The organism is Amycolatopsis tucumanensis, from assembly GCF_021654135.1.
Taxonomy (GTDB): Bacteria; Actinomycetota; Actinomycetes; order Mycobacteriales; family Pseudonocardiaceae; genus Amycolatopsis_E; species Amycolatopsis_E tucumanensis.
Genome location: NZ_JAKGSD010000049.1, coordinates 51,937 through 63,406, shown reverse-complemented (window position 1 = coordinate 63,406; position 11,470 = coordinate 51,937). Strand labels below are relative to the sequence as shown.

11 protein-coding genes and 1 pseudogene are annotated in these 11,470 nt (G+C 70.9%); 7 read left to right on the top strand and 5 right to left on the bottom strand.

The window, feature by feature from the left end:
* Positions 1-134, top strand: a pseudogene (locus L2C96_RS45520) (YciI family protein); the annotation flags it as partial.
* Positions 131-1,288: an RNA polymerase sigma factor gene (locus tag L2C96_RS34355; RefSeq protein WP_237339158.1), complete on the top strand. Its 1,158-nt coding sequence runs from the start codon at positions 131-133 to the stop codon at positions 1,286-1,288. The pseudogene L2C96_RS45520 and the gene L2C96_RS34355, both read left to right, overlap by 4 nt.
* 431 nt (positions 1,289-1,719) lie before the next feature.
* Here the strand turns inward: L2C96_RS34355 and L2C96_RS34350 are convergent, their stop codons facing one another.
* The gene (locus tag L2C96_RS34350; RefSeq protein WP_020420333.1) at positions 1,720-2,391 is read right to left on the bottom strand and encodes a DUF2848 domain-containing protein; all 672 of its coding nucleotides are present in this window, start codon (positions 2,389-2,391) and stop codon (positions 1,720-1,722) included.
* A 114-nt stretch (positions 2,392-2,505) separates the two neighbouring features.
* Between L2C96_RS34350 and L2C96_RS34345 the strand changes: the two genes are divergently transcribed.
* The gene (locus tag L2C96_RS34345) at positions 2,506-3,807 is read left to right on the top strand and encodes an MFS transporter (RefSeq protein ID WP_237339157.1); all 1,302 of its coding nucleotides are present in this window, start codon (positions 2,506-2,508) and stop codon (positions 3,805-3,807) included.
* On the opposite strand, the gene L2C96_RS34340 is transcribed toward L2C96_RS34345, so the two are convergent.
* Together L2C96_RS34340 and L2C96_RS34335 are read right to left on the bottom strand one after the other, a co-directional pair.
* Complete coding sequence (locus L2C96_RS34340; protein ID WP_237339156.1) at positions 3,789-4,439, bottom strand: GntR family transcriptional regulator; 651 nt, start codon at positions 4,437-4,439, stop codon at positions 3,789-3,791. The two genes, L2C96_RS34345 and L2C96_RS34340, sit on opposite strands and share 19 nt — an antisense overlap.
* A gap of 261 nt (positions 4,440-4,700) precedes the next feature.
* Positions 4,701-5,135 carry a DUF6319 family protein gene (locus L2C96_RS34335; RefSeq protein WP_020420336.1) on the bottom strand — a complete coding sequence of 145 codons (435 nt, stop codon included), beginning with the start codon at positions 5,133-5,135 and terminating at the stop codon, positions 4,701-4,703.
* A gap of 444 nt (positions 5,136-5,579) precedes the next feature.
* Between L2C96_RS34335 and ldt-CoaP the strand changes: the two genes are divergently transcribed.
* Together ldt-CoaP and L2C96_RS34325 are read left to right on the top strand one after the other, a co-directional pair.
* Complete coding sequence (gene ldt-CoaP / locus L2C96_RS34330; RefSeq protein ID WP_020420337.1) at positions 5,580-6,410, top strand: L,D-transpeptidase; 831 nt, start codon at positions 5,580-5,582, stop codon at positions 6,408-6,410.
* 95 nt (positions 6,411-6,505) lie between these two features.
* Positions 6,506-7,285: a choice-of-anchor P family protein gene (locus tag L2C96_RS34325; protein ID WP_235716217.1), complete on the top strand. Its 780-nt coding sequence runs from the start codon at positions 6,506-6,508 to the stop codon at positions 7,283-7,285.
* A gap of 68 nt (positions 7,286-7,353) precedes the next feature.
* On the opposite strand, the gene acs is transcribed toward L2C96_RS34325, so the two are convergent.
* Entirely contained in the window at positions 7,354-9,318 is a 1,965-nt protein-coding gene (acs, locus tag L2C96_RS34320) for an acetate--CoA ligase (protein WP_020420339.1), read from the bottom strand.
* Between the two features lie 110 nt (positions 9,319-9,428).
* Positions 9,429-10,007, bottom strand: a complete 579-nt coding sequence (locus L2C96_RS34315) for a GNAT family N-acetyltransferase (protein ID WP_237339155.1) — start codon at positions 10,005-10,007, stop codon at positions 9,429-9,431.
* A gap of 112 nt (positions 10,008-10,119) precedes the next feature.
* Here L2C96_RS34315 and L2C96_RS34310 point away from each other — a divergent pair, with 112 nt between their 5' ends.
* Together L2C96_RS34310 and L2C96_RS34305 are read left to right on the top strand one after the other, a co-directional pair.
* Positions 10,120-10,614: a phosphoribosyltransferase gene (locus tag L2C96_RS34310; RefSeq protein WP_017985479.1), complete on the top strand. Its 495-nt coding sequence runs from the start codon at positions 10,120-10,122 to the stop codon at positions 10,612-10,614.
* Complete coding sequence (locus L2C96_RS34305) at positions 10,611-11,336, top strand: Fic family protein (protein ID WP_237339154.1); 726 nt, start codon at positions 10,611-10,613, stop codon at positions 11,334-11,336. Before L2C96_RS34310 ends, L2C96_RS34305 begins: the two co-directional genes overlap by 4 nt.
* The last annotated feature ends 134 nt before the right edge of the window (positions 11,337-11,470 follow it).

Here is an 11,470-nt window from a genome sequence, read left to right as displayed (position 1 = left end):
ACGTGGACAGCCACGAGCGTGCGGTGGAGCTGGCCGGGGAGCTGTCGGCCGCGCCGGGGGCGGGTGGGAAGCCGATCCACGAGTGGCTCGAGCTGCGCCCCTTCCTCGCCGAGCCGCCCACGGTCACGGAATGAGCCCTGCGGTGGACGAGGCCCTGCTCCGGGGCCTCACCCCGACTGTGCTCGCGATCCTCGTCCGCCGCGGAGCCGACTTCGCGGCGGCCGAGGACGCGGTGCAGGAGGCGCTGGTCGAGGCGTTGCGCGTGTGGCCCGACGACCCGCCGCGCGATCCGAAGGGCTGGCTCGTCACGGTGGCGTGGCGCAAGTTCCTGGACGCGACCCGCGCGGAAGCGGCGCGGCGCCGTCGTGAGGACCTCGTCGAGGTGGAGCCGGAGCCCGGGCAGGCCGTCGGGGTGGACGACACGCTCCAGCTGTACTTCCTGTGCGCGCACCCGTTGCTGACCCCGTCGTCCGCGGTCGCGCTCACGTTGCGTGCCGTCGGCGGCTTGACGACGCGGCAGATCGCCGCCGCGTACCTGGTGCCGGAGGCGACGATGGCGCAGCGGATCAGCCGCGCCAAGCGGACGGTCGCTGGGGTGCGGTTCGACCAGCCCGGCGACGTCGCCACCGTGCTACGCGTGCTCTACCTGGTGTTCAACGAGGGCTACTCCGGTGACGTCGACCTGGCCGCCGAGGCGATCCGGCTGACCCGCCAGCTCGCGGCGGTGATCGACCACCCCGAGGTGGCCGGGCTGCTCGCCCTGATGCTGCTGCACCACGCCCGGCGCGCGAGCCGGACCGCGCCCGACGGCAGCCTGGTGCCGCTCGCCGAGCAGGACCGCGGCCGGTGGGACACCCGCCTGATCGCGGAGGGCGTGGAGATCCTGCAGGCGGCGCTGGCCCGTGACCGGCTCGGTGAGTTCCAGGCGCAGGCCGCGATCGCCGCCCTGCACGCCGACGCGCCCACCGCCGAGGAGACCGACTGGGTGCAGATCGTCGAGTGGTACGACGAGCTGGTGCGGCTGACGGACAGCCCCGTGGTGCGCCTGAACCGGGCGGTGGCGGTCGGCGAGGCGGACGGCCCCCGCGCGGGCCTGGCGGAACTCGCGTCCCTGGACGAGGGGCTGCCGAGGTACGCCGCGGTGTCGGCGTACCTGCACGAACGCGATGGTGACCTGGCGAGCGCCGCCCGGCTGTACGCGGAGGCCGCCACGAAGGCGACGAACCTCGCCGAACGCGACCACCTGACCCGCCAAGCCGCACGACTGAACACGAGGCTGCGAGGGTGACCCCACCGCCCGGCGCCCCGATACACCGTCGCCCCGACGCGCCGACTCCCCAACGCCCCGGCGCACCCCTGCCCGCGCCGGGACGCTGAGTGGGGGCGCTGGCACGGTCACGCTCGCTGAGGGGCCCGCTCCGCAGGCGCGGAGCCCCTTACTGGTGGTGGCCTCCGGCAATCCCGCGCCTTTACCCCGCCGGGTGCCAGGACTCTGGCCGCATTGCTGGGCGTGCCCGCTCAGCGGGCGCAGTAGCCCCTTGTCGGGTGGTGGCCGCTGGCAATCCCGCGCCTCTGCCCACGCCGGGTGCCAGGACTCCGCCCACGTGCCCGGGCATGCCCGCTCCGCAGGCACGGCAGCTGCCACCGGGCGATGGCCTCCGACGACCCCGCGCCGCTACCTACCCGGGTGCCAGGACTCGCTCCCAGCCGGGCGCCCGGTCAGCCGATCGCCTCCGGCAAGCGCCGGACGCGGTAGGCCGCCTCGATCGTGTTGCCCGTCGCCGGGTCGCCCAGTTCGACCCGCCATTCGCCGGCGAACTGGTTCACCCCCGGCACCATCGGGATCGTCCCGGAGATCAGCACCACCCCCGGCTCGTACAGCCCGCGCTCGCGCAGCACGTCGAGCCAGTGCTGCGGCGTCAGCAGCTCCGCGAGCGTGCCGTCCTGGATCAGCTGCCCGTCGGCCCAGCCGCGCAGCGTCAGCGAGTCCAGCCGGTCCGCCACGTCGTCCAGCCGCCACGCCTGGCGCCCCAGCACGTCCGGCGCCGCGTTCTTGCTCCAGGCCACCCCGTGCACCTCGAGCTCCCGGTCGGTGTGGTCGCACGCGACGGTGAGCAGCACCCCGTCCGCGGTGATCACCAGCGCCCACTCCGCCTCGCCGGACGTGCGGTCGTGCTGGGCGGGCACCTCGTCGGTCTGGGCGGCCAGGTACGGGGCGACCGGGTACAGCGCCGGCGTGACCTTCGGCGCCGGCACGCCCAGCTCGGCCAGCTCGGCGACGTGCGCGGCGACGTCGGCCTGGTCGCGGCCCGCGTACCCGGCGTTCAGCAAGGTCGTCACCGGAGTGGTCACCGTCGTGCCGTCGGGCAGGTCGAAGCTCAGCGTCGGCATGTCGTCCTCCGTAATTTCGGGTAACCCAGTTCTTACCTGCGAGGGGTTGCGCATGCAGGTTGTATACAACGAGTATTACAGCATCGTGGCACCGAATAGATCAGGATGTGAGCAATGACCTCGGTAACGCCGACCGTGGACAGGGCGTCGCTACGGCGTGCCTTCCTGGCGAGCCTGTCCGGCACGTCGCTGGAGTGGTACGACTTCGCGGCCTACTCGGTGGCCGCGGCCACCGTGTTCGGACACCAGTTCTTCCCGGCTGGCGACCCGCTGGTCAGCACGATGGCCGCGTTCTCCACCTACGCCGTCGGCTACCTCTCCCGCCCGCTCGGCGGGTTCGTCTTCGGCCGTCTCGGCGACGTGCTCGGCCGCAAGCGCGTCCTGGTGATCACGCTGCTGCTCACCGGCATCGCCACCTTCCTCATCGGCGTCCTGCCGACCCACTCCGCGATCGGCGGCTCGGCGGCGGTGCTGCTGGTCCTGCTGCGCTTCGCCCAGGGCGTCGGCATCGGCGGTGAGTGGGGCGGCGCGGTGCTGCTGTCCAGCGAGTTCGGCGATCCGAAGAAGCGCGGGTTCTGGGCCTCCGCCGCCCAGGTCGGCCCGCCCGCGGGCAACCTGCTCGCCAACGGTGTGCTCGCGCTGCTGGCCCTGCTGCTGACCGAGGCACAGTTCGACTCGTGGGGCTGGCGCGTGGCGTTCCTGCTGTCCGCCGTGCTCGTCGCGTTCGGTCTGTGGATCCGGCTCAAGCTGGAGGAGACCCCGGTCTTCAAGCGCATCGCGGAGAGCGGCGAGCGGCCCAGCGCGCCGATTTCCGAGGTCTTCAAGTACGAGCGCCGGGCTCTGCTGGCCGCGATCTTCGTCCGCGTCTGCCCCGACGTGCTGTACGCGCTGTTCACCGTTTTCGTGCTGACCTACATGACCCAGGAGCTGGGCATGTCCCGCAGCCAGGGCCTCACCGCGGTAATGATCGGGTCTGCCGGACAGCTCATCCTGATGCCGGCGTTCGGCGCGCTGTCGGACCGGATGAACCGCCGCAAGCTCTACCTGTTCGCGACCATCGCCGCGGCGATCTGGCCGTTCGTGTTCTTCCCGCTGGTGTCCGGCCGCTCGTTCGGCCTGCTGCTGGTCGGCATCGTGATCGCGCTCGTCATCCACGCCGCGCTGTACGGGCCGCAGGCCGCGCTGATCACCGAGCAGTTCACCGAGCGCCTGCGCTACACCGGCAGCTCGCTGGCCTACACGCTCGCCGGCGTGATCGGCGGCGCCATCGCGCCGCTGCTGTTCACCTCGCTGCTGGCCGGATTCGACAGCTGGGTCGCGCTCGCGCTGTACGTGGTGGTGACCGCGGTGGTCAGCATCATCGGCATCGCGCTCGCGCGAGAGGCCCGCGACGAGACTCAGGTGGTCGTCAGCTGATGCTTCAGGGTCTGGGCGTGGTGGTCGTCGATGGCGGCCAGCGCCGCCTCGACCTCACCGTTGGCCAGTGCGGTCACGATGGCCTGGTGCTCGTGGATGACCTCCGCGTGCCGGGTGCCTGACCGCCGCAGCGCGACGAGCCCGGCACGCACCTGCCGGGCTCGCAGCGCGGTGTAGGTCCGGCTCAGCATCGAGTTGCCCGCGGCCTCGACGAGCAGCGTGTGGAAGTGCGCGTCGAGTTCGATGAACTCCTTGGCCGACGCCGGGTCGTCGCAGCGCTCCTGCTGTTCGAGGACCTCCTGCATCGCCCGCCACGGCACGGTCCCGGCCGCCATCACCCGCTCGGCCGCGAACCGTTCGAGCAGCCCGCGCAGTTCGACGAGGTCCCGCAGGTCGCGCCCGGTCAGCGGCGCGATGTACGCGCCCCGGTTGGGCACGAGCTGCACCAGTTCCTCGGCCGCGAGCTGCAGCAACGCCTCGCGCACGGGGGTGCGGGAGACGCCGACGCGCTCGGCGACCTCCTGTTCGCTGATGAAGCCGCCCTCGGCGTCGGGGTCGGCCAGCACGGTGTTCTTCAGGTAGTCGTAGGCCTTCGCCCGCCCGGACTGGGCGGGCTTGCTCGTCGCCGGCATCCGGGCTCCCTCCATACACGTTGTATACAGATGGTACGCGGAAAGTGTCCGGTGGGAAAAGAACGCCGGGGCGGATGCCTGATCGATGGACATCCGCCCCGGCGGGTCTCGGGATCGCCGGTCGGCGGTCGGTTTCGGCGGGCGAACGCGACGGCGGTCTCCGGCTGGTCCTGGGTGGTCGGCAGGACGCCGAGCTGCTCGGCGAGCGGCTCGACGAGCAGCATGCGGCTCGGCCCGCCGACCAGGTAGACGCCGGTGAGGTCAGCCGTCGAGCTCGGCGAGGGCCTGCCTGGCCTGCTCCAGCTCCGCCTCCAGGGCGGCGACCTTGGCCTTCTGCTGCTCGACAGCGGCGTTGATCACCTCGTCGATCGGCGTCGAGAGGTCCTCGTGCAGCTCCTTGGCCGCGCGGGACACGGCCGAGGCCGGGATCTTCAGGCCCTGCGCGACCCACTTCGAGCCGTGCTTGAGCTCGGCCTGCCACTCGCCGTCGGCGGTGCCGGTGACGGTGAGCGTGAGCTCGACGGTGCGGGTCTTCTTCGCCGCGGAGGCCTTCGGGCGGCCGCGCTTGGGCTTGGCTTCCTCGCTTTCGGCGGAGGTGGCGGCGGGAGCGGGAGCGGCTGCGGAGTCGTCCGTGACCGGCGCCGGCGTGACGGGGGTGTCCTGCTCCTGCGGGGTGGTCGTGGTGTCCAAGCTCATCGGTGCTGCGGTCTCCCTCTCGTGGGGTCCGGCTACGTCGGCCCGAATTCTAGAACAGGCGTTCGATAGCCGCTCGCTGGGGTGTGCCCGGGGATTGTCCCGCGCTACCTACTTCCGCGTACCCCCGGGGCGGCGCGTCCGGAGGTACCGCTACGCTGCCGCCATCACCCGCCAGGGTGAGGAAGCGATGTCGCTCGATGGGGGCAGGTCGAAGTGGGCGTTACTTATCTGTACCCGATCGGGTGTATCTCGTTTTTCCTGCGACCTCGGCAAATGCAGCATTTGCCCTGCTCTCCCTAATCGACCCCCGTCACCCGGGAGTTTGATCACCTAGGGGGGTCCTGATAGCAATAAGGCCCAAGGCGCACCTGCGGTGCCGCATGTCTTCGGGGGAGACCGCCTTGGTGAATTCTTGTCCGATGTAGGTCCTCAAGGATTGTGGTAATGCGCATGACGTGCAGCTCGCGCACGCAGACGGGTTCTGCGCGCCGCGGACGGCTCCCGGTCCGGCTCCTCGCCGTGGCCGGGGTCTCGACCCTGGCACTGCTCACCGGGGCGTGCTCCGGTGGCGACGAGGACGGCGTGAAGCCGGCCGCGGTGAGCCAGGAAGACCTGACCCAGCTGCCGGAGGCGACCACGTTCGCCACGGTCGCGAACGCCCCGCTCGACCCGCAGCCATCCGGTGGCGCGACGGCCGGCCGCGTGATCCACCCCAAGGCCGACATGGTCGTGTACGACTCCGTTGGCGGCAAAGCGATCGCGAAGCTGCCGTCCATCCAAATGGGATCGCCGACGTGGGTGCCGGTGATTGCGGAGCAGGGCGACTGGGCGCACGTCCTCCTGCCGACCCGGCCCAACGCCGCGTCCGGCTGGGTGCACCTGAGCGAGGGCGCCGCCGAATCCGCGCAGAACGACTACGTGGTCAATGTGGACCGTGCCGCGTTCAGCCTGGAGATCCTGGAGAGCGGCAAGTCGATCGGCAAATGGACGATCGGCACCGGCAAGCCCGAACACCCGACCCCGGCGGGGCGTGCTTACATCATCGCCTCGATCGAGGAAACGAAGAACACCTACAGCCCGATCGTGCTGCCGCTGAGCTACCACTCCGATTCGCTGGAGACCTTCGGCGGCGGCCCGGGCACGGTGGGACTGCACACCTGGCCGAACAACAGCTTCGCCGGTCAGGCGAACAGCGACGGCTGCATCCGGGTGCCCTCCGAGGCGCTCGACGAGCTCGTCAAACTGCCGCTCGGCACGATCGTGAACATCACGTGACGTCCTGAGCTTCTTCGCACTTCGCCGGCGGTCGGAATGCACCACGGGGGGCCGCCGGCTTCATTCCGCATTTCCATTTCACGAAAGGGAATTCCTTGTCCAGAAAGAAGGCTGTGGCCGGCGGCGTCGGCGTGCTCGCGACCGCGCTCGCCACCTCGGTGCTGCTCGCGCCCGCCGCGGGTGCGACCACGACCACCACGGACGGCGTCAACTCCGCCTACGCGATCGCCGCCAAGGGCCTCCTCGGGATCGACCCCAGCCCGTACGTGACCGACGAGAAGGGCTTCGAGCAGAAGTCCCTCGCCACGCTGAACGTGCCGGGCCTGGCCCAGGTCAAGCTGCTCAACGCCTCGGCGGGCGCCGGCCAGGCGCGCGCCAGCGTCGCCGACGTCAACGTCGGCCTCGGCGTCGGCAAGCCGCTGCTGACCGCGACCGCCATCGAGGCGGAGTGCGAGGGCGGCAAGGGCACCTCGTCGCTGGCCAAGGCGAAGCTCGGTGACATCACCCTCGACGTGACCGCGCCGACCAACACCACGGTCGCCGTGCCGGGTCTGCTCTCGGTCGTGCTGAACAAGCAGACCAAGAAGGACGACGGCTCGATCACCGTCACCGCGATCTCCATCAAGATCGACAACCTGCAGACGCTGGACATCGCGTCGGTCACCTGCGCGCCGGGCGACGACGACAACGGCGGTGGCGAGACCCCGACCACCAAGCCGACGACGAGCACCTCGAAGCCGGGCACCAGCACCCCGACCTCGACGAAGACCAGCTCCGGTGGCGGCGCCGGCTCGGGTGCGGGCGACAAGCCCGACGCCAACGGCAAGGCCCCGCGGCCGACCCCGGTGAAGGCCCACCTGGACGTCACCGGCTGATCCACTCTTTCCTCGGGTTCCCATGACAAGGGCCCTGCACCGCGATGTGCAGGGCCCTTGTTCGTGCGTCAGTCCTCCTTGCCGGACTTCAGGCCGCTGGAGATCAGCTCCATGACACTGGAGTCGGCCAGCGTGGTGACGTCGCCGATCTGGCGGTTCTCGGCGACGTCGCGCAGCAGGCGGCGCATGATCTTGCCGGAGCGGGTCTTCGGCAGCTCGGGCACGACCATGATCTGCCGCGGCTTGGCGATCGGACCGATCTCCTTGGCGACGTGGTTGCGCAGCTCCTGCACCGCCTCGTCGCCGCCCTCGGCCGCGGAGCCGCGCAGGATCACGAACGCGACGATGCCCTGCCCGGTGGTCGGGTCGGATGCGCCCACCACCGCGGCTTCGGCGACCGTCGGGTGCGACACGAGAGCGCTTTCGACCTCCGTGGTGGAGATGCGGTGGCCGGACACGTTCATGACGTCGTCGACCCGGCCGAGCAGCCAGATGTCGCCGTCGTTGTCGTACTTCGCGCCGTCACCGGCGAAGTAGAAGCCCTGGTCGGCGAACCGTGACCAGTACGTGTCGCGGAAGCGCTCGTCGTCGCCCCAGATGCCGCGCAGCATCGACGGCCACGGCTTGTCCAGCACCAGGTAACCGCCGCCGCCCTTGCCGACCTCGGTCGCGGTGTCGTCGACGACCTTCGCCGAGATGCCGGGCAGCGGGCGCTGCGCCGAACCGGGCTTGGTCGAGGTGACGCCCGGCAGCGGCGAGATCATGATCGCGCCGGTTTCGGTCTGCCACCAGGTGTCCACGATCGGCGCCTTGCCCGCGCCGATGTGCTCGCGGTACCACATCCACGCCTCGGGGTTGATCGGCTCGCCGACGCTGCCCAGCACGCGGAGGCTGGACAGGTCGTACTTCGCCGGGATGTCCTCGCCCCACTTCATGAACGTGCGGATCAGGGTCGGTGCGGTGTAGTAGATGGAGACCTTGTGGTTCTGGATGATCTCCCAGTGCCTGCCCTCGTGCGGCGTGTTGGGGGTGCCCTCGTAGACCACCTGGGTCGCGCGGTTCGCCAGCGGGCCGTAGACGATGTAGGAGTGGCCGGTCACCCAGCCGATGTCGGCGGTGCACCAGTAGACGTCCTCGCCCGGCTTGTGGTCGAAGACGACGTGGTGGGTGTAGGCGACCTGGGTCAGGTAGCCGCCGGAGGTGTGCAGGATGCCCTTCGGCTTCCCGGTCGTGCCGCTGGTGTAGAGGATGAACAGCGGGTGCTCGGAGTCGAACGCCTCCGGGGTGTGCTCGGTGGACTGGCCGTCGACGAGCTCGTGCCACCACACGTCCCGCTCGCTCATCGGGACCTCTTCGCCGGTGCGGCGCACGACGATGACCTTCTCGACGCTCGCGGCGCCGTCGAGGGCCTCGTCGACGTTCGTCTTCATCGGCGCGGCCTTGCCGCGGCGGTACTGGCCGTCGGAGGTGATCACGACCTTGGCCTCGGCGTCGTCGACGCGGGAGCGCAGCGCCGCCGGGGAGAACCCGCCGAAGACGACGCTGTGCATCGCGCCCAGCCGCGCGCAGGCCAGCATCGCGACGATCGCCTCGGGGATCATCGGCAGCTGGATGGCGACCCGGTCGCCGGAGGTGACGCCGAGGGAGGCCAGCGCGTTCGCGGCCTTGGACACCTCGTCCTTGAGCTGGGCGTAGGTGATGTCACGGGTGTCGCCCGGCTCGCCGACCCAGTGGATGGCGACCTGCTCGCCGTGCCCGGACTCGACGTGCCGGTCGACGCAGTTGTACGCGACGTTCAGCTTGCCGCCGACGAACCACTTGGCGAAGGGCGCGCCCGACCAGTCGAGGACCTGGGACCACTTGGTGTCCCAGTGCAGCCGCTCCGCCTGCTCGGCCCAGAACGCTTCGCGGTCGGCGTCGGCCTTCTCGTACCAATCGGCCTTCGCGTTGGCCTGCGCCGCGAACTCGTCGGTCGGCGGGAACGTCCGGTTCTCGGTGAGCAGGTTGTCCAGCGCGGGGGACTGCTCTGTCATGGTGCACGGCCTCCTGAAGTCACTCATCACTGGCTGACGCCGGATGCACGGTAGCGACGTTAGCCCCCGCGACGAAAGAGCGCAGCACCTCACGGCACGTCCCGCGTCGATCACCGCACGCGATCGAGCAGGTTCTCCTGTGTCGTAGGCCACTCCTCGGCGAGCAGCGAGTAGACGACGGTGTCGCGGCGGCTGCCGTCCGGGCGGATGCGGTGCGCGCGCAGCAGGCCCTCCCGGCTGGCGCCGAGCCGCTCGATGGCGCGCTGCGACTTCTCGTTGCGGTGGTCGGTGTGCCAGGTGACCCGCCGTGCGCCGAGCACGTCGAAGGCGCGTTCCAGCAGCAGGAGTTTGGCTTCGGTGTTCAGCGCCGTGCGCTGCCACGGACTGCCGATCCAGGTGTAGCCGATGGCGAGGCCGCGGTGGCGCGGGACGATCTCGTAGTAGGAGGTCGTGCCCGCGACGCGGCCGGTGGTGGCGTCGACCTGTGCCCACGCGATCCGGCCGGGCTCGGCGAGGATGTCGTCGATCATGGCCCTGGTGTCGTCGAGGGTTGCCGGTTGGCGGAGGCTGAGCCAGCGCCAGACCTCGGCGTCGCGGCCGGCTTCGTGCAGGCCCTCGGCGTGTTCCTGGCCGAGCGGTTCGAGGTGGACGTGCTTGCCGCGCAGCGCGGGCCGGTCGTGCCAGTTCACGCGGGGACGGTACCCGTCCGAACTGGTCTTTCGGCAGTGCCAGTTCCGGCTTGCTTTCAAGGTCCACTTCGTCGCCTCATATGCTCGCGGGGACGCGTCGAAGGAGGTCCGAGTGGCTGAGCGGGAAGAGCTCACCTGGGAGTTGTTCGGTTCGGCCAGCCGGGAGCTCGCCCAGCAGGTGGCGGACAGCGGGTACGAGCCGGACGTGATCCTGTCCATCGCCCGCGGCGGGTTGTTCGTCGCCGGCGCGCTCGGCTACGCGCTCGACGTGAAGAACCTGCACGTCATGAACGTCGAGTTCTACACCGGCGTCGGCGAGCGGCTCGAACTGCCGGTGATGCTGCCGCCGGTGCCGAACGCCGTCGACCTGACCGGCGCGAAGGTCCTGGTGGCCGACGACGTCGCCGACACCGGCGCCACGCTCAAGCTGGTGCGTGACTTCTGCGCGGACCACGTGGCGGACGTGCGGTGCGCGGTGGTGTACGAAAAGCCCTGGTCAGAGGTGAAGTGCGAGTACGTCTGGCGGCGCACGGACCGGTGGATCAACTTCGCCTGGTCGAAGCAGCCGCCGGTGATCCGGCGCGAGGGGCAGGTGCTGGACGCATGAGCGACCCACTGGCGCCGCTGCTCGAACTGGAGGGCGTGGCCGAGGCGGCGAAGAAGGCGCAGGACGCGGTCTTCGCCGTGCACCGCCTCCCCGTGAACCTGCGCGGCGGCTCGGCCACCGCGGCCGAGGCGTCCGTCCGGGGCGCCCGGGCGTCGGCCGCGCTCGACGGCGCGGACCCGGAAATTCCGGCCGACGCCGAGGTGAAGGACCCGATCCTGGCCGGCGCGCTGCGGGTGGCGGAAGCGAGCGAGTCGCTGCTGCCCACCTGGCGCCGCGCCCCGCGACAGGCGCTGGCCCGGATGCACGTCCTGGCCGCGGCCGATCTCGTCGACCACCAGGACGCGCTGGGCCGCCCCGACCCGGCCGCCGGTGCCCGCCTGGACCTGCTGACGCAGCTGGTCACGGGCGCGACGTCGGTGCCAGGCCCCGTGCTGACCGCCGTCGTGCACGGCGAGCTGCTCAGCCTGCGGCCCTTCGGCACGGCGGACGGCGTGCTGGCCCGCGCCGCGGCTCGCCTGACCATGACGGCGAGTGGCGTCGACCCGAAGGGCCTGAGCGTCCCCGAGGTCGCCTTCTTCCGCCGGTCAGCGCGGTACCAGGAGACGGCGGCGGCCTTCGCGACCGGAAGCCCCGACGGCGTGCGCTCGTGGCTCCTCTTCGTGTGTGAAGCGCTGGAAGCGGGCGCGCGGGAGGCCAAGAGCATCGCCGACGCCGCCGGCTGAGCTGCCTCGTCGGCGGGCCGCGTTCCGCACGCGGCGGTGGTGCCGGGGTTGACCGCGGTGCCGTGCGCTGGCCGTCGTCAACCGCTCGCAGTCGCGCAATTCGGGGAAGTGCGACGCTCCCCGCGCACCTCCCC